Source organism: Brevundimonas mediterranea (assembly GCF_011064825.1).
Classification (GTDB): domain Bacteria; phylum Pseudomonadota; class Alphaproteobacteria; order Caulobacterales; family Caulobacteraceae; genus Brevundimonas; species Brevundimonas mediterranea_A.
Genome location: NZ_CP048751.1, coordinates 1353271 through 1371404, shown reverse-complemented (window position 1 = coordinate 1371404; position 18134 = coordinate 1353271). Strand labels below are relative to the sequence as shown.

General features: G+C 63.1%; 12 protein-coding genes and 1 tRNA gene. 4 read left to right on the top strand and 9 right to left on the bottom strand.

Going from position 1 to position 18134, the window contains the following annotated elements; all coding sequences use genetic code 11:
• Positions 1-68 precede the first annotated feature (68 nt).
• Both GYM46_RS06705 and GYM46_RS06700 read left to right on the top strand, forming a co-directional pair.
• Positions 69-1958, top strand: coding sequence for a ribonucleoside-diphosphate reductase subunit alpha (locus tag GYM46_RS06705; protein ID WP_008260083.1), 1890 nt, complete (start codon positions 69-71; stop codon positions 1956-1958).
• A 173-nt stretch (positions 1959-2131) separates the two neighbouring features.
• A complete protein-coding gene (locus GYM46_RS06700; RefSeq protein ID WP_050771583.1) occupies positions 2132-2995 on the top strand; it encodes a lipid A-modifier LpxR family protein in 864 nt (287 codons plus the stop codon).
• Between the two features lie 24 nt (positions 2996-3019).
• On the opposite strand, the gene GYM46_RS06695 is transcribed toward GYM46_RS06700, so the two are convergent.
• Positions 3020-4768, bottom strand: coding sequence for a gamma-glutamyltransferase family protein (locus GYM46_RS06695; RefSeq protein ID WP_008262175.1), 1749 nt, complete (start codon positions 4766-4768; stop codon positions 3020-3022).
• Between the two features lie 147 nt (positions 4769-4915).
• On the opposite strand from GYM46_RS06695, the gene GYM46_RS06690 reads away from it, so the two are divergent.
• Positions 4916-4992: transfer RNA gene (locus GYM46_RS06690), tRNA-Arg, on the top strand.
• A gap of 84 nt (positions 4993-5076) precedes the next feature.
• Here GYM46_RS06690 and GYM46_RS06685 read toward each other — a convergent pair.
• The 4 genes from GYM46_RS06685 to GYM46_RS06670 all read right to left on the bottom strand — a co-directional run bounded on the left by GYM46_RS06685 (position 5077) and on the right by GYM46_RS06670 (position 7780).
• Positions 5077-6192 carry a tyrosine-type recombinase/integrase gene (locus GYM46_RS06685; protein WP_164952632.1) on the bottom strand — a complete coding sequence of 372 codons (1116 nt, stop codon included), beginning with the start codon at positions 6190-6192 and terminating at the stop codon, positions 5077-5079.
• Positions 6179-6478: a hypothetical protein gene (locus tag GYM46_RS06680; protein WP_164952631.1), complete on the bottom strand. Its 300-nt coding sequence runs from the start codon at positions 6476-6478 to the stop codon at positions 6179-6181. Before GYM46_RS06680 ends, GYM46_RS06685 begins: the two co-directional genes overlap by 14 nt.
• Positions 6479-6818: 340 nt before the next feature.
• Positions 6819-7205: a DUF406 family protein gene (locus GYM46_RS06675; protein WP_164952630.1), complete on the bottom strand. Its 387-nt coding sequence runs from the start codon at positions 7203-7205 to the stop codon at positions 6819-6821.
• A complete protein-coding gene (locus GYM46_RS06670) occupies positions 7205-7780 on the bottom strand; it encodes a hypothetical protein (protein ID WP_208861708.1) in 576 nt (191 codons plus the stop codon). Before GYM46_RS06670 ends, GYM46_RS06675 begins: the two co-directional genes overlap by 1 nt.
• A gap of 139 nt (positions 7781-7919) precedes the next feature.
• Here GYM46_RS06670 and GYM46_RS06665 point away from each other — a divergent pair, with 139 nt between their 5' ends.
• Positions 7920-8210, top strand: coding sequence for an XRE family transcriptional regulator (locus tag GYM46_RS06665; protein WP_208861707.1), 291 nt, complete (start codon positions 7920-7922; stop codon positions 8208-8210).
• A gap of 766 nt (positions 8211-8976) precedes the next feature.
• On the opposite strand, the gene GYM46_RS06660 is transcribed toward GYM46_RS06665, so the two are convergent.
• Genes GYM46_RS06660 through GYM46_RS06645 form a run of 4 tightly spaced genes read right to left on the bottom strand, consistent with a single transcriptional unit; the run spans position 8977 to position 18033 of the window.
• Positions 8977-12000, bottom strand: coding sequence for a type III restriction-modification system endonuclease (locus GYM46_RS06660; protein ID WP_164952629.1), 3024 nt, complete (start codon positions 11998-12000; stop codon positions 8977-8979).
• Complete coding sequence (locus GYM46_RS06655) at positions 11997-14063, bottom strand: site-specific DNA-methyltransferase (RefSeq protein ID WP_208861706.1); 2067 nt, start codon at positions 14061-14063, stop codon at positions 11997-11999. The genes GYM46_RS06660 and GYM46_RS06655 overlap by 4 nt, the downstream gene beginning before the upstream one ends.
• Before the next feature lie 32 nt (positions 14064-14095).
• Positions 14096-14860, bottom strand: coding sequence for a DUF4391 domain-containing protein (locus tag GYM46_RS06650; protein ID WP_164952628.1), 765 nt, complete (start codon positions 14858-14860; stop codon positions 14096-14098).
• Positions 14857-18033: a helicase-related protein gene (locus tag GYM46_RS06645; RefSeq protein ID WP_164952627.1), complete on the bottom strand. Its 3177-nt coding sequence runs from the start codon at positions 18031-18033 to the stop codon at positions 14857-14859. The genes GYM46_RS06650 and GYM46_RS06645 overlap by 4 nt, the downstream gene beginning before the upstream one ends.
• Positions 18034-18134: the final 101 nt, after the last annotated feature.

Below are 18134 nucleotides of genomic sequence, written 5' to 3'. Positions count from 1 at the left end.
CGTTGAGACCACTAGATGATGTGGTCACGGCGCAGGTGGCTCTAGGCTGTTTATTGTTCAGGACGCAGATGACCATGGCTGGCGGCGAGGCTTTGAAGACGACGGAATTCCAAGGTGTTGTGACGAACGCGACCCTCGAGAAGCCCCATCTGACTGTCGTGAAATCGGTCCAGGTGGATCGTTCGCGCGACGCCCTGCTGACCGACTTCGGCAAGAAGACGCTGGAAGACCGCTACCTGCTGGCGGGCGAGAGCTATCAGGACATGTTCGCCCGCGTCTCGACCGCCTTCTCGGACGACGCCGACCACGCCCAGCGCCTGTACGACTATATGAGCCGCCTGTGGTTCATGCCCGCGACCCCGGTCCTGTCGAACGGCGGCGCGGATCGCGGCCTGCCGATCTCCTGCTTCCTGAACGCGGTCGGCGACAGCCTGGACGGCATCCAGAGCGTCTGGAACGAAAACGTCGCCCTGGCCTCGAACGGCGGCGGCATCGGCACCTACTGGGGCGGCGTCCGCTCCATCGGCGAGAAGGTCAAGGGCGCGGGCAAGACCTCGGGCATCATCCCCTTCATCCGCGTGATGGACTCGCTGACCCTGGCGATCAGCCAGGGCTCGCTGCGTCGCGGCTCGGCCGCCGTCTATCTGGACATCCATCACCCCGAGATCGAGGAGTTCCTCGAGATCCGCAAACCCTCGGGCGACTTCAATCGCAAGTCCCTGAATCTGCACCACGGCGTCAATGTCACGGACGAATTCATGGAGGCGGTGAAGACCGGCGCCACATTCGACCTGAAGTCCCCCAAGGACGGCGCGGTCATCAAGACCGTCGACGCCCGCTCGCTGTGGACCAAGCTGCTCGACATCCGGATGCAGACCGGCGAGCCCTATATGATCTTCTCCGACACGGTGAACCGCCAGATGGCGCCGCACCAGCGCGACCTGGGCCTGAAGGTCAAACAGTCGAACCTGTGCGCCGAGATCATGCTGCACACCGGCCGCGACCACCTGGGCGTGGACCGGACCGCCGTTTGCTGCCTGTCGTCGGTCAATGCCGAGACCTTCCTGGAGTGGCGCGAAGAGCCCCGCTTCATCGAAGACATCATGCGTTTCCTGGACAATGTGCTGGAGGACTTCATCCGCCGCGCGCCGCCGGAAATGAAGGCCGCCGTCTATTCGGCCAAGCGCGAGCGTTCGGTCGGCCTGGGCCTGATGGGCTTCCATTCCTTCCTGCAAGGCCAGGGCGTCGCCTTCGAAAGCGCCATGGCCAAGTCGTGGAACATGCGCCTGTTCAAGCACCTGCGTCGCGAGGCAGACAAGGCCAGCCGCCTGCTGGCCGAAGAGAAGGGCCCTTGCCTGGACGCCGAGGAGCGCGGCGTCATGGAGCGGTTCAGCCACAAGCTGGCCATCGCCCCGACCGCCTCGATCTCGATCATCTGCGGCGGCACGAGCGCTGGCATTGAGCCGATCCCGGCCAATATCTACACCCACAAGACCCTGTCGGGCTCGTTCGCGGTCAAGAACCCCTATCTGGAGCGCCTGCTCGACGAGAAGGGGATCAACACCGAGGCGGTCTGGAACTCGATCCTCGAGCACGAGGGTTCGGTCCAGCACCTGGACGCCCTGAACGAGGACGAGAAGGGCATCTACAAGACCGCCTTCGAACTGGACCAGCGCTGGGTGGTGGAACTGGCCGCCGACCGCGCGCCGGAAATCTGCCAGGCCCAGTCGCTGAACCTGTTCATTCCGGGCGACGTCAACAAATGGGACCTGCACATGCTGCACTGGTCCGCCTGGGAACGCGGCGTGAAGTCGCTGTACTATTTGCGCTCCAAGTCGGTGCAGCGCGCCGCCTTCGCCGGCGCCGAGGACAAGGCCGAGGCGGTCATCGATCCGAACCAGCCCGACCTCTTCTCCATGCCCAAGACCGACTACGACGAGTGCCTGGCCTGCCAGTAGGCGGTCGGACGCCAGACCTGAAAGGGCTCCGCGCAGGCGGGGCCCTTTTTCACGACTGGAACTCCGGCGCGGCGGCGTCGTTCAAAAGGGACGAAACAGTGTCTTGAAAATGTCTGTTGGAGTCTGGTTGCGCCTGGTGCAAGCTGGAGAACAGCGGACGGTGGGGAGACCGAATGCGCGTTGCGGTGTGGAGCGTTGGAGTGGGAATCGTCCTGGCGGCAGCCGGGTTCGCCGACTCGCGCGCCCAGGCCTGGATCCCCGGCGCCTTCGACGAAACTCACGCGACGGCTCAAACCCTGACCGCGCGCCTCAATGAGCAAGGCGGGTTCCGCGTCACGCCCGACGCCCGCTTCGGATCCGAAATCGAGATGAGCGCGCCCTTGCGGCCGGCCGAAACCGAGGGTCTGGCCGCCGCCACCCGCAACGATATCTGGATCGACCGCAGGGCTTTCACCGACCGGGTCACGCTTGAAACCGCCGGGCGATTGCGTCGCGCCGACGGCTCGCCCCTGCCGGTCACGCCGATCGACCGGGCCGAGCTGGACGCGGAAGCCTATGACCTGCGCTATGTTCGCGGCTTCCGCGGCGCCGTCGGACACACGCCGTCCGGCCTGGAAGTCAGTCTGACGCCCCACGCCGGTTTCGGCCTGGGCAGCGACGGTGGATCGGCCGAGGCCGGCGCCACCCTGAAGATCGGCGAAGGCCTGGATCGTCTCGCCCCCGACGGAACCGCGCGCTTCGGCGAGCGTCCCCGGTGGTATCTCTACGCCGCCGGGTCCGGCCGGGCGGTCGGCTATAATTTCGCCCGCACCCGCGACGGCGACTACGCCCGCTCCGGCTATACCCAGGATCGAGGCGGCTTCCTGGGCGACGCCTCGGTCGGGGTGGCCTATCGCCGGGGCGATGTTCAGACATCGGTCGGGCTGGTCTATCGCGAGATCGACGCCGGCAAGGGGCTGCGCGGCATGAACGGCCTCGACACCGATCTGGACGAGGGCCTGATCGCCTTCCAGCTGTCGATCAAGCCGCGCCGCTGACCCGCACCTTCGGGTCGTCGCGCATCAGCGAACCTCCGACACCGCCACGCCCTCTCGCCTCGGATCCGCGCCGCCGTCCCACCGGCCGTCGCGCCACATCGCTCCATGCAGGCCCGAGGTCTCGGTTGCATTGGGTCTCAAGCTTATGCCCGCCGCCCCCAGGGCGTCGCGGATGTCCGGCGCGATCAGGGCCGTATCGGCGCCGACCATCTCGCCGCGCACCACCAGATTGGGCAGGGCGACAGCCTCCTGCATCGGCAGGCCCCAGTCGATCACCCCGATCAAGGCCTTGGCGACATAGGCCAGTATGCTGGACCCGCCCGGCGAGCCGATGGCGCCGACCAGACGGCCCTGACGGTCCAGGATCAGCACCGGCGTCATTGACGACCGGGGCCGCTTGCCCGCCGCCACCGCATTGGCGGCCGGATGGCCGTCCTCGCTCGGGGTGAAGGAGAAGTCGGTCAGCTGGTTGTTCAGGAAGAAACCCTCGACCATCCGGCCGTTGCCGAAGATGCTCTCGACCGTGGTCGTCATGCTGACCGCATTTCCCTCGGCGTCGATGATGACCATGTGCGAGGTGCCGCCGGGCTCGGCCGTGCGGTCCGCGCCGCGCGGGGGCGAGCCCGTGGGGGCGCCGGGCGTCGCGGGACCGTTCAGGGTCGGCGCCAGGGCCGCGCGCGCGGCGACATAGTCCGGATCCAGCAGGCCGGCGATCGGCACGCCGACGAAGTCCGCATCCCCCACATAGCGGTCGCGGTCGGCGTACATCAGACGCTGCAGCCGGCCGAAGGCGACCCAGGCGGCCGGGCTGTCGGGACCCTGGCGGATATCGGGCGTCTGTTCGGCCATGGCCAGGAACTGCAGCAGGGCCACCCCGCTGGACGGCGGCGGGGGCACACAGACGACATAGATCCGGTATGGACGGCACAGGGCGTCGCGCCGCAGCGGGCGATAGGCGGCGATGTCCGCCTCGGTCAGGCCGCCGGGGCGCGGCGCCTCGGACACCGTTTGGGCGATCTCGCGCCCGATGCGGCCGCCGTACAGAACGCCCGGCCCTTCGTTCGCCAGGGCCGCCACGGTTCGGGCATAGGCGGGGTTCCGCATCACGTCGCCGGCCCGATAGGGTTCGCCGTCCGGCCGGGTGAAATAGGCTTTGGCCCACCGGGTTCTCGCCTGGGGCGCGGGGCCGTTGATCATGCCGGCCAGGCGCGGGCTGACCACGAAGCCGTCGCGCGCCAGGCGTTCGGCTTCGCCGAACAGGTCGCGCCATTCCAGCCGGCCGTGATCCTTCTGCGCCATCGCCAGCATGGCCACCGCGCCCGGCGCGCCGGTCGAGCGCCCCGACAACAGGGCGTCGATGAAGGCCAGCGGCTTGCCGTCCTCATAGAACAGTTCGGGCGTGGCCGAGGCCGGCGCCGTCTCGCGCCCGTCATAAGCCGTCACATGGCCGGTCGCCGCCTCATAGCTCATCAGGAAGGCCCCGCCGCCCAGACCCGACGACTGGGGCTCCACCAGGCCCAGCACCGCCTGTACGGCGACAGCGGCGTCCACCGCCGACCCGCCCCGCCGCAGCACCTTCATCCCCGCCTCGACCGCCAGCGGATTGGCCGCCGCCACGAAGGGGCCGCGCGCAGGCGTCCCGGCCTCCGGCGCCGTCGCCTGACCCTGAACCGGTGTCTCGGCCGCTGTCGGGGCGCCCCCGCCCGCCGTCTGGCAGCCGGCGATGACAATGGGAATGAGCAGGACGGCGAGACGACGGCGGATGAAATGCATGAGAAAATCCGGACGAGGGAGGACGTCGCCTCCCGACCTAGGCCGTCCCGGCGTCCGCGCCAACCGCCGACCACGCAGAAACTGCATTCCGCCGCTTGCGCCCGCCGGTTTCTACGGCTAAAGACCCGCCCTCGCCGCAAGGCAGCCGCACCCGTAGCTCAGCTGGATAGAGCACCAGACTACGAATCTGGGGGTCGGGCGTTCGAATCGCTCCGGGTGCGCCATCCTTTTCAATGACTTAGTGGTCGATGCGCGTGTTTTTAGCCGCGCCGTTACAGTCGTTTTACACCCTTCGTTACAGTCGGCGTTCACGCCCCGTTCGAAGACCGTTTTCTCTCTGCCTTGAGCGCTACGACATTATCGACTCGGTCCTGCCCGCTGTCCGCCATGCGGCGACGCTCCGCCTGCCGACGGTAAATCCGCGCCGCCCGTTCGGTGGTGTGTTCAAGCTGCGCCATGATTTCGGCATCAGATGCACCTGCGTACGCTAGTTCAAGCCCTCGGGCATGGCGTAGGCCATGAGGTGTGAGGTTGGGACGGGCGCGCTTGGTTAGAGCAAGCGTGTCGACCAGACGAGCGACGGCCTGGTTCAGAGATCGCTCCTTCCAAGGGTGACCTCGCTGGTCGTATGCGATGGTAAGGGCCTTGGTGGGCGTGCTTTCCAGAAAGGCGGAGAGGCGGCTGTCTTCTCGCTTGTCGCACAAGACCTTGCGCTTCTCGGTCGTCCAGTAGAGCCGACGCTGGGACAAACCGTCATCATCTTGCGCGATGACCCGAGCGTTCAGCGGGATGTTGCAGATTGTACCCCGACGGAAGCCGCCCCAGCGCCCTAGAGCCACGGCACGGGCCAAGCCCGGCATGTTGCGCTGGAGGGCCAGCGCGATGAACGCGTCCACTTCCTCGTCTGTCCAGGCGAGATTGACCTCATCGGCGTTATGAGGCGGCGCCAACTTCTTCAGCTTCAAAAAGGGGTTCGTCTTTATACGTTCGTCTTCCACCGCCGGCATCAAGGCGTTCCTGAGGACCTGCACTCGGTCATTTGTCGCCTTGTGACCGCGCGGCGCCCAGAGATCGCGCAAGTCCTTGATCCAAGGCTTATCGACCTCAACTAGGCGGACCTCACCCACGTCAGCTGCGATTTCATTGAGCAGGCGCTCGTATTCCTTCTGCGTCGATTGGGCGAGCCGGATAAAATCGGCGGACTTCCTGTAGCGCTGGATAGCACCGCCCACGGTCCCCGCCCTTGGCGTCTGAGCAGCTTGCGCCCTAGCGAGTCGAGCGAGAATTGCATCGACCTCGGCTTTCAGTTCTGGAGACCCATCAAGCGACTTCAGGGGGCCTTCACGATGGTCTCCCTTGCGGAAATAGAGATCAACGGCGCCGTTCGGGCGTCGGATGCGCTGGACGTATTTAACCTTGTCCATTGCGCCCTCCGTCGCTCAAACGGGGGCGGCGGCCATGATGGTGCAGGCTGGTGCGTGCTCGAACCTTATCCAGCGCGGCGTTCCGCCGTTCCTCGCGTTCGGTTTCGAGGTCCGGAAGGGTCGGCGCCACCAGTGCAGCGTTTTTGATCGCCTTGGGCGGCAGGCTCGCAACCCATTCGTCGATCTGAAGACGGTTGTACCGGATCACGCTGGCGCCGACATCAACAGGAGCCACCGTGCAAATCTTGGAGATGGTAGACCACGACAGCGCCAGGTAGGCGCTCAACTGCTCCTTCGTGAGCAGCAGCGGCCAAGACGCTGGGGATGCGGACGGCCTGCCCTCTTGGCCGATCTGTCCGGGGGGCAGCAGGTGGAAGGCGACGGCCTTAAGTCGGGACCAGTCTGTTGACGCCTTGTCGGCGGACGAGGAGGGACGAGGACGCATTTGACGACAGGCAATAGATGTCTGGGCTCGGGATTGAGCGGTCCCCCCTCGGTTGTCGTCACTGCCGAGGGAGAACGTGGATTGAAGCGGATGATAGCACAGATGGCTGGAATTGCAACGAAAAACGGATTTAACTCTTTGTTATTGTAAAGGAATATTCTGCGTTATGCGTCGCTGCTGCTCAGTGCGTCCATGTGGCGGCTTCTGTGGCGTAGGCTGTCAGGAAGTCGAACATCGCGGCCGCCTCCTCGCGCGACGCCAAGATCACGTAGACGGCGACAGTCCAGCCGGCGTCTAGGGCAATCTGGCCGGACTCGACCCCGACCGCCTCAACCGGCGTGACCTCGTCGTTGGCGATGCTGATGTACTCGATCAGGTCAGACTGAATGCGCTGGCCGAGCCAGGCGGCTTCGACATCGTTAGTGCACCCATCGATCCTGATGATCGCCATGACCCAGCCGTCGTCGAGCGGCTTGGTGCCGACGAGGACGCGCTGGTGGCCTGGAGTAACCTCGGTTCCCGTTAAATGCCGTCGCAGCCCTTGGTGGCGCCCCATTCGGTTGGGCATCAGCGCTTCCAATCAGCGCGCACGAACGCCGCCTCCAGGAAGTTGGCCACCTTTGCCCATTCCTCGCCCGCGCGCCCCGTCTGCGCTGCCTTGCGCCGCACGTCTGCAAGCAGGAGTTCCCGGTCGAGGTACGCGGCCAGGCGCGCATAGTCTTCACGGCGCTGATCGACCGAAGCCACAGCGCGCTTGATCAGCCCCTCGATGTCGAGGGCGCCTTTCAAACGGTTCGCTTTGTCGGAGATCACGCGGGTATTGCCGCGAACATAGCCGAGGGCGGGCCGGATACGATCCAGTGATGGCGAATAGGGCGACCGCATCTCGCCAATGACGAGTGGCACGCCGAGCGCGGGGCAGATCGGAGGCACAATGACGTCGCTCACATCCAGATCGAACGGCAGCCCGCGACGGGCTGCACGCTGGCGGGCGCGGCTATGGAGCGCGACGGCGGGGGTCACTCGCCGCTGAATCTTGAGATAACGACGCATATAGGCGGCGTTGCACATTGCGCAGGTCGAGCGCTGAAGGCGTTCGCCGTGGATCGGGCAAGAGGGGTTGGGCGGATCGTAAACAGTCATGTAAGACTCCTTCATCAGAATGAGTCTACGAATTCAAACTTGGTCTAAAGAGTCAAATTGAATCATGAGTGCACCAAGAACGAAACCCGCAGATCACCCTACTGGCGCGCAGTTGCGGGCCGCCCGAGGATTGGTGAACATGTCCGTTCTGGACCTAGCTGAGCGTACCGGGCTGGCGCCGAACACGATCAAGCGTGCTGAGGGAGGCAACGGCCCGGCGCCGGTGAATGCCGCAAACGCCAAGCTGATGGTGGCGACCCTTCATTCAGCGGGAGTGATCTTCATCCCCGCCTGGGGCGACATGGGGTCCGGTGTGCGATTGGCGTCACCTGAACAGCCCGCGTTGGCGCGTCGGCGGACGGGCGCCAAAACGGCAAACATGACTCCCCTAGAGGAGTCACGAAATTCATCCGTGTCGCCCAAACCCTGACCCAGCCTGAAATTTTGAGTCACTTTAGCTACCAACTGTGACTCCGAGGGCCGAAATGGCCGGCATTGGGCAGTCACGTTTGCCGGAGCGCCAAGATGGGCGGCGTGGGGCGATCGAGTGTCAGCCGTTGTGTCAATCCAGGACACAATGTGTCGTGAATGGGGCGAACAGCGCGAAAACGCTGGAGTCACGTTTGCCGCCGAGAGCCGACCGAGGTGGTGTTGATTTTGTTGAGGATTTTCGGCGTAGGTGGCCGTTTTCGAGTCACGGTTGCCGTTGTGCGGTGCAGCAATGCGGGCGATCTGGGGCTGGTTGCGGTGGTGGAAACGGAGTCACGTTTCCATAGGTCATTGAGATCATTGGGGATTTTTTGGCGATTTCGAAGTGAGTCACACTACGCACGAACGATGACTCCGTCAGTCAGTTTTCTAGATGGCCTCAGGGGACCGAAGGTGGGGGCGCGGCAGGGGCTGGGGGGTTCACCCCCAGCCGCGCCCCCAGGAAGTTTCGTCTCCAACGGCAAAATGGGCTCAGACCCGATGCGCTCGCAAGATTGGTGGGATTGAACAGCCGTCAGCCCGGCGCCGGCCAAATTGGAACTGCTTGATCAGCGAAAGCACCCACCCGCTGAACCGTCTTATATACCCGCAGGCCTTTGCCGATTTTCATGTAAAGCCCGAGAAGGCGTTGTGTCAGCTAGCGCCCCTCTGCCTGGAGAAGGCGTTCGACGCTGCGCTGTTGCCCGAGATGGCAATAAACGGTGAGATTATCGTGAGTGTGAGAATCTCGTCGTTGCCAGCCTAAGCACTTCCTCGGCCACCACAGCCTGCAAGAATCCTGGCTCACCTTCGGAGCGGGCAATCTCGCGGAAGTGCTCGCGACCACATTGTATCTTTCCCGCCTCTGACGTTCGCAAGTCCTCAAGGAACTGGCTGCCCTTGGTCTCGACCACGAAGTAGAGCCTGTCGCCAGCCTCTCCGCTCAGCAACACGGCCCAGTCGGGATTGTAGGAGCCGAGCGGGGTCGGAATCTTGAACCAATCGGGTAGCTTGGCGAATACCCTCACCGCCTCGCTGTCGTTCAGGGTCTCGGCAAAAGTGCGCTCGATCGTCGAGTCGTAGCGGATTGCGTCGCTGACGGACTTTTGAACCTCGACCATCTTGTCGAGATAGCCATTCAGTTCCTCGGTCTCGAAGAGTTCCTGCGCATAGAAGCTATCGGGGCCGATAGCCTGGTAGCGGATGCCATCGACCAAGGCGTTGATCTTGGCACGATTTATCAGGTCAGCGGCCTGGTCGATGAAAGAAGCTGGGTTCTCGCGCAGGTCGTCCAGCCGGCCGCTATCGACCAAGATACGGGCCAGGGAGCGGCGGGTCAGTTCGGTGCGGTTTTGGAGTTCGCCCAGTACGTCAGGTACGGCCGCGTTCTCGGCAGACAGCGTCATGAACTGCGACGTGGTCTCGTGTACGCCGGTCACGCCGGCTTTCGAGATTTCCATCTCACCTTTGCGCCACCGGGCCTGAGCCGGGGCGACCTGAATCGACGTCTTGAGGCGCTCGGCCGCCGCCAGGATCAGAGCGTCGTTGTCGAAGGCGACACGATAGGTCGTTCTGGCCCGGATGCGATCCCAAAGGGCGCGGAAATCCTCCCCGAGGAACACTTCTCTGTTCATGCCGATGGGCACGCGGTCGTCGGCGTTGCGGACGTCCAATCGACCTGACAGCTTGGTCAGGAGCGCACGGGCGTGGGCCGCCACGGCGTGGAACGCATCAGGGAACGTCAGGGTGCCCGCCTTCAGTTCGCGTCTCAGGCTGTCCTCGATTTTTCCCTTGGCAGTCAGATAGCCCTGTGCCTGAAGGTGCTCGAACAGTTGCGTCGATGCAGCCACGCCCAAGGGCTCCATCACGCCATCTTCGCCCTCGACAGGCAGGTGGGCGAAGGTGTCCTTGGCGACTGTGCCGAACTCGATCTTGAGATCCTGCTCGATCTGGTTCTGAAGGCCCTGGGCGAAGCTGGCGTAGCTTTCCTCGGCGATGACCGTCAGGACGTTTAGGCCCTCGTCGCGGCGGCGTTCGCCCTTGCTGTCGACGCAGAGACGCAGGCCTCGACCGATGGTCTGACGACGCTCACGGTCACCGCCCATTTCGCGCAGCACGCAAATCTGGAAGACGTTGGGATTATCCCAGCCCTCGCGCAGGGCCGAGTGAGAGAAGATGAAGCGCAGCGGCTCTTTCTCATCCAGCAGCTTCTCCTTGTCGCGCATGATCAGGTGGAAGCCACGCTCGGCGTCTTCACGGCTGGCCGCGTTCTTCAGGTCGCCCGATGCGTTGACCTCGGGCTCGGTGACCTTGCCCTTACGGTCCCGGGAGAAGTAGCCATCGTGGGCGCGGTCGGGCTCGATCGGTCCATCGCCAAACAGGCTGGCCCGGTAATCGGGATGGGCCGCTAGCTTGCGATACTCTTCCTCGAACATCACGCCGTAGGGGCCGAGCGAGCGGGACCCGTCCTCGCCATGGACGCGATAGTGATCAACGCGGTCGATGAAGAACAGGCTCAAGACCTTGATACCCAAGGGCCTCAGCACGCGCTCGCGGTCGAAATGCTCCTTGATGGTGCGTTGAATCATGCGGCGCACGACGCTGCCGCGGTCGACGTCGCCGTGGGCCTCTCCGATGCGCAAGTATTTCACGTCGCCGGGCAGGTTCAACTGCATCAGCGCCTCGCCGGACGCAGACTTCTCGATCGTCCCAATGGAGATGTCGCGATAGACCTCACGCTTGGTCAGGTCAGCCAGGTCGCGCCCGTCGGTCAAACCAGTCTTGATCTGACGCAGGACCGTGCCCTGGCCCTGCATGTCGATCTCGACCGAGGCTACCGGGGGCTTGGTCTTGGAGAATTTGATGTCGGTGACCCGCACATAGGGGGTGTTGTTGGCCCCGGTGATCTCCAGGCCAGCGACGTCGATCCGTTTGACCAGCTTCTGCTCGTAAGCGTCCACGGCGTCGAGCCGATAGACCATGTGATGCTTGGTGGCGTGCGTGGCCGAATAGCGCAGGGTGCAGAGGGGGCGCATCTCGTCCAGCGCCTTCTTGCCCCGGCCGTTCTCGCCGCCATCGACCGACTGGGGTTCATCGACGATCACGACAGGCCGGGTCGCCCGGACCAGATCGACGGGGCGTTCGCCGCCGGTGCGTTCGTGGGGGGTGTAGAAGACGTTGGTGTCCAGCTTGTTCAGCGAGCCTATCGTGGCGACCATCACGTTGATGGTGGACGAGGTGGCAAAGTCGCGCACCTGGCCCAGCTTGGCGCTGTCGTAGACGAACCAGTTGATCGGCTGCCCGGCATAAAGGGCGCGGAAGTGCTCCTTAGTCATCTCAAGTGTTTTGGCCACACCCTCGCGGATGGCGACCGAGGGCACGACGATGACGAATTTGGTGAAGCCGTAGAGCCGGTTCAGTTCGAAGATGGTGCGCAGATAGACGTAGGTCTTGCCGGTTCCGGTCTCCATCTCGACCGTGAAGTCCATGCTGCTCAGCCTGTCAGCAGGCGCCAGAGCATGCCGCAGTTGCACCGCGCGCAGATTGGCCAGCACTTCGTCGTCCAGAAGCGTCAGGCGGTTCCCGACCCCTAAACCGTCGTCGTCGAGACCGAGTTGCGCCTGGGCGTCGTCGGTGCTGACGCGTGATACGGTGAACTCGGTGCGGTTGATTTCCTGACCCTTGAACAGATCGCAGACGGCGTCGATGCCGTGCTTCTGGAAGGTCAGGTCAGATTCGAAACGCAGTTTCATACGCTGCGCACCGCTTCCAGCAGGTGGGCTTCGCCGGGGCCGCGATCGTTCAGTCGCTGATCCAAAATCTTGGCGACGTTTGTCTTGGCCACGTCGTTTTCGAAACCGGCGTCTTTGAAGAAGATCATGACGGGGGTGATCGGCGACAGGGTCTCGACCCAGTCGCCGATGCCGTCGGCTAAGGCTTCGGCGTCCGCCACCTTCACATCGCCCAAGCAGGCGAGCATGACGCCACCACCGAAGGCATGAACGGTCTGCCCCGCGATCTGGCGGGTCTGGCTGGGTTCGGTCAGGTCGATTCCGCGCTTGAGCAGCAATTCTACCAGCAGGTCGTCCTCGGTGCGACCGGGGGCCAGATTGTCAGCGGCGGAGAGCAGGTCGGCCTCCAGATTGTCGCCGGGCGCCCAAGTCTTGAGATTCGACGTCGCCAATTTATAAGCGCGAAAGCCTAAATCGGCGGTCGTATCTGCATTGTCGGCTTTGACTTTCGAGGCAGCGCGACGAAGCCGCTCCTTTGTGAGTTCGGCGATATTGCGCGGTTTTCCGATGGAGTCGCAAAAGTCGGCCGCAGCCTTTTGGTCCTTATTCTCCGGGTCGAGAGGCTCGGGCAGCTGAACAAGAATGTAGCGGCGGTTGCCGCCATCGGCGGCGTTCTGCGACATGACGGCGTGGCCTGTCGTGCCTGAGCCGGCGAAAAAGTCGAGAATGATGGCGTTGTCTCGACTAGCCAGAGTGACAATGTTTTGTATGTGATCCAAAGCCTTCGGCGTATCGAAAGCGTCACCGAAGCCGAGGTCCTTCACCACTCTTTTTGCTGTGTCACTGGAGAGCGATCCACCAAGCCATATTGATTTCGGCTTAGCTGATCTCTCAAACCCGCCTTCATCCTCATCATCATCCGCATCTTTACCTTCGCCAACGCTAATCGAAGCGTCGAGATAAACGCGATGCTCCACGTCAACCTTGCCCGTCTTCTTGGAGCGGCGAGCATGCAGCCAAGATAGATGACGGGAGACTGTTTCCACTCCCCACCGCCAGCGGCCATCAGAACCGTCACCTCGAAGAGGTAACGCTGTGTCGGTGTAGCGTCCCTCGCGGACGAGGCTGCAGTCTCCGGTGTTTGGGTCCCAATAGATGGGGAAATACATATTGGGTCGGTCTTCTCGGCGATCCGGCCCGCCCCTCTTTCTGAGGTCCCTCAAGGCATAAGGGCGCCCAAGTTCATCCACCAATTTGAACGCTGCCTTCTGCTCCGGTGTAAGAGGCAGCCCATAGGAGATGAACTCCGGGCGCGCATAGAATAGCATCGACTCATGAGCGGTGGCGATGTGGCGCCGGTCATTCCGTCCTTTGAGATTGTTCACGACGGCAATGACGCAGACGAAATTCTCTTGTCCGAAGACACTATCCGCAACAAGTCGAAGATTGCTGACTTCATGATCGTCAACAGAGATGAAAATCGCACCATCTTGAGCGAGAAGGGATCGGCACATCAGCAAGCGTGGATACATCATATTCAGCCACTCAGTATGATATCGGCCGCTTCCCTCGGGATTTGACGTGTATCTCACTCCATTTGCATCTATTTGTCGGGTCTGGCGAAGGTAGTTCCCTAGGCTGTCGCTGTAGTCATCAGGGTAAACGAAATCACTCCCTGTATTGTAGGGAGGATCGATGTAAATCAACTTCACCTTTCCTGCGTAACTCTTCTGGAGCAATTTCAGAACTTCCAGATTGTCGCCCTCAATCATAAGGTTCTGCGTCGTTTCCCAATCGACGCTATCCCCCGGTGCCGGCAATAAAGTGCCTAAGGAAGGCGTGAGTGCTAGACGACGCGTCTGACGTTTGCCGCTCCAGGTCAGGCCATATTTCTCTTCGTCATCATCGACGGCGTCTCCCAGCATTTGTCGAAGGGTGTCGAAATCCACACCGCCCTCGCTGATCGCGTCTGGAAACAGGGCCTTCAGCGCCTCGATGTTGGCCGCCACGGGATCGGCGCTGCTGGCTTCCGGCTCGTCGGCGCTCACGGGCGTGATGGGGGGCAGGGCTGTCGGCGAGGACATGGGCAGGCTCCGGTAGGTCAGTTCAGTCAGCGTCAAGTCAGTGCGGCGACGATGTCGGCGAGCAGTTGTTCTGCCTGCGTCACCTCTCGCGCCAAATCGATACGCCGATTCAGTTGCTTCTCAGTCTGGGCGCGCTTGCGCAAGGCGGCGACCGTTTTGATTTGCGCCTCGTACGCGGCCAGTCTGTCGCGTCGCGTCTGCGCGTCGGCCTCGTCTGTGGACAGGCGAAAGGCGCCGGTGACCTGCGCCACCGCAAAAGCCTCGATACGCTCCGCCCAGCCTACGTGGAGCGCCCAAAGGTCGTAGCCGCCGATACCCGCCAGGTTCAGGCTATTCAAAAAAGTCTCGGTCACAGGCGTGAAGGGCACCGTAATGGCGGTCGAGGCAGCGATCCGCTCAACCACCACCCGGCCTTCTTCTCGCTCATGATGCCGCTTCAGGCCGATGGACACAACGACGGACCCGCCCGCTTCGCACAGGAGTAGCAGGGGATGGGCGATGGCCCGGTGGATCACGGTCGTCAGTCGATCGGCCGCCGCCTCGGTCCGCAACCGCGCAGACATCACCACGATCTGGGGATAGGTCCGAACCTCATCGGCATAGCCCGCCAATCCGACCGACGCCGGCCGTAAGGTCGCGCGCCAATCGAGCCGATCCAGACCGCCGTCGAGTAACCGCTTGTCCGCCGCCGACAGGTCAGCCTGCTCGTTGAACACGGTCTTGGCCACACGCCTGTCGACCGCCGTCGCCGATGGCAGGGCCAAGGCATCGAACACCCGTTCAAGTGCAGACATCATTCTTCGGGCTGCCGTTCCAGTACAGCAAACCAGCCGACGACCTCCCAGTCCTCCATGCCCGCGAAACCGGTTGGATCGGCCAGGACACCGGCGCTGAACAGGCTGTCGATGGCCCGCTCCTCAGCCTTGCCCGAGACGGCGGCGACGGCGGCGGCCAAGGCGTCCTGCCAAGGCTTCATCACGCGCCCCTGACGGGTCATGGCGTCCAGCCGGTCCCAGGCCGAGTCGTCGGGGGTCTGGCCGCGATCAGCCAGATATTTCGTCCGGTCTAGCGCGCGCTTGGCCTGGCTCGGCGTCAGCAGTATTTCTCCGTCCGGTCCCACGTGGACGACGACGTGGGGCCGCAGAGGATCGTTAGGCGACAAGGCGGCCAGCGCCTTTGGCGTTTCGGCGCGCAGGCAAAAGATGGCGCCAGCGGGAACCTCGTCGTCCGCCCACACCGCAGCGTGGGCCGTCAGTGGCAAGAGTGCCACGGCTTCGCGTGCCTCCGGCTTAAGCGCCGCGAAATCCGCCCGAAGGTCGTTCAACGTCATGTCGGCGATCGACACGCCCGACGACAGGTCTTCCAGATCGATGACCGTCGTCTGAAGCGCCTCAAGCTGGCGACGGCGGTAGTCGAGATCGTTCATCACGTCGCCTGACGACGGCTCGATGATGTTCTCCTCGCCCGTAGCCGACACGTCGAGCAGCTTCATCCGGCCCGAAACCCGTTTCTCCAGGCCGATGTAGGTATCCAGGTCGACGTTGGGCCAGAAGTTCACCAACTGGATCGTGTCGTTGACCGATCCGATCCGGTCGATCCGCCCGAACCGCTGGACGATCCGCACCGGGTTCCAGTGGATGTCGTAGTTGATCAGGCAGTCGCAGTCCTGAAGGTTCTGCCCCTCGCTGATGACGTCGGTGGCGATGAGCAGATCGATCTCGCCTTCGTCAGCCATGTCGTCGGGCCGCCCCTTGGATCGGGGGGAGAAGGCCGTGAGGATCGAGCCGAGATCGGAACGCAAGCCCTTGATGGTGGTCCGGTTGCCGCCCGATCCCGTAACCAGAGCGGTATTGGCGTCACCGGTCTTGACCAGTTCGTCGTAGAGGTAGCGCGCCGTGTCGGCGAAGGCGGTGAAGACGATGATCTTACGGTTGCCGGGGTTGAACGGCGCTGCGACCTTCTCGGCGATGAACGAACGCAGCCGCGCCAGTTTGGCGTCACGGTCGGGGATGATCGCTTCGGCATCGACCAACATGGCGGACAGGCCTGCGCGATCCTCGTCCAGGTCCTGACGCCAGCGGACGCGATCGGCGTCAGCCAGCAGCACGCGCACCCGGCGTCCGACGGCGAGGGCTTCGAAAAGGGGATCGTCCAAGTCCAGATCGTCGATGGATGGCTCGTCCAGGGCGACTTCGTGTGCGTCGATCTTCGCAATCAGCGCATCGACGGCCTCAAGCTGACGACGCAAGGTCATCGCGAAGCTGGCGACGGAACTCTCCATCCGCTTGAGCAGGTTGACCCTGAGCAGGTGGACCAGACTTTCTTCCCGATCCAACTGGCTGAACACGCCGCCGCCACCACGAACCTGCTGGCTGTATTTCTCGTCGTAAGCCTTCTTCTTGGAGTCGAGCACGTAGCGGAGGGGCGCATAGACCGCGAGGTTGAGCCGTCGGATCGCATTGTTGATCTCGCCAATCGGCGGGAAGGTGCCGCTGCTGTCGACGTCAGCCTTGATGTTCAGCGGAGCGAGCCTGGTGGGGAAGGTGCCAGTCTCACTGGTCCCGTAGTAGCGCTCCACGTGCTTGCGGCTTCGCGCGATCGTCATGAGGTCGAGCAGCCGGAAGTAGTCGAAGCCCAACATGTCGAGCAGTCTGGCCGACGTGCGCCGGGCCTCGGGCATCTCCTGCCAGCGGTTGAACTGGCCCTGTGCGAAGCGGATCGTCGCCTCGATCGAAGGGATGTTCTGGGCGGCGAGGGCGGCGTCGTTGCCTTCGGTCGCGAAGGCGATCTGGTTCTTGATGTCGGCCAAACGGTTGTTCACCGGCGTCGCCGACAGCATCAGGACCCGAGTCTTCACCCCGGCCTTGATGATCTGCCGCATCAGCCGATCGTAACGGCCTTCCTTGTCTTTATGTGCAGCGCGGTTTCTGAAATTGTGAGATTCATCAATGACCACCAGGTCGTAGTTGCCCCAGTTCACGTGGCTCAATTGGATGTCGCCCGACATCCCTCCGTCGCGCGACAGGTCGGTGTGGTTCAACACATCGTAGTTGAAGCGGTCGCCGGCGAGGCTGTTGCGTCGATCATTGGCTTTCCAGAGCGTCCAGTTGTCTCTGAGCCGTTTGGGACATAGGACCAGGACGCGATCATTTCGCAGTTCATGATACTTGATGACCGCCAAGGCCTCGAAGGTTTTACCCAAGCCTACGCTGTCAGCGATGATGCAGCCGCCGTATCGTTGCAGCTTGTCGATGGCGCCGACGACGCCGTCGCGTTGGAAGCGGTATAGTTTCGACCAGACCGTTGTGTCGCGGATGCCGGTCGCCGAGCGTACGATCCGCTCTTCGTCCAAAGCCTCGCCCATCTCGTTGAACAGAGCGTCGAGGATGCGGAGGTGAACTTCTGAGGCAGACCGGCGGTCGGCGAGCAGGCTGAGCCGGTTCAGGAAATCATCCCGGCCTACCGACTTATCACCCAACGTCCGCCACTGCTCTTCGAACCAAGAGGCCAGCGTCGTAAGTTCGGCCATTGTCTCCGCTGTCTGGAGCAGGCTGAACGGATCAGCAGGCGTCACCCCCAAGCCAGATGTCGTCAGCGCGCAAGCCCCGACCATTGCTAGCGTTGGGGCGCCGTCCTGGTCTCGGAGCATGAATGTGGACTGGGGCACGCGGCTCTGAGCAACCCGGACCTGTGCGCTGGCCACCCACTGAGCCGCGTCGGCCGCCAGCCGACGACCGGTTAGACTGTTCCGTAGCGAGCGATCCGACCGGCCACCTAGCAGGTCGTCAGTCAAGGCGGTGTCCGCCGACAGCAGCAGGCGCAGCGCGAGATTGCGGGGCAATAATCCCTGAAGCGCCGATATGCCAAAGACTGAGACGCTAGTGGTCACAGCGCTGGCATCAGCCGGCACGGCTGCTCCTGCGATCTGATCGACGGCGCGATCAGTCCCCTTGTTGGCTATGATCCGCAAACATCGCCCCCACCATGTAGTCTTAGCACTCTATTTGACTTGGACGTGCTGAGCGACTCCTAGCTTGCCCTTCGGCCGCCGGTTGTGTGCGTTTGTCTGGC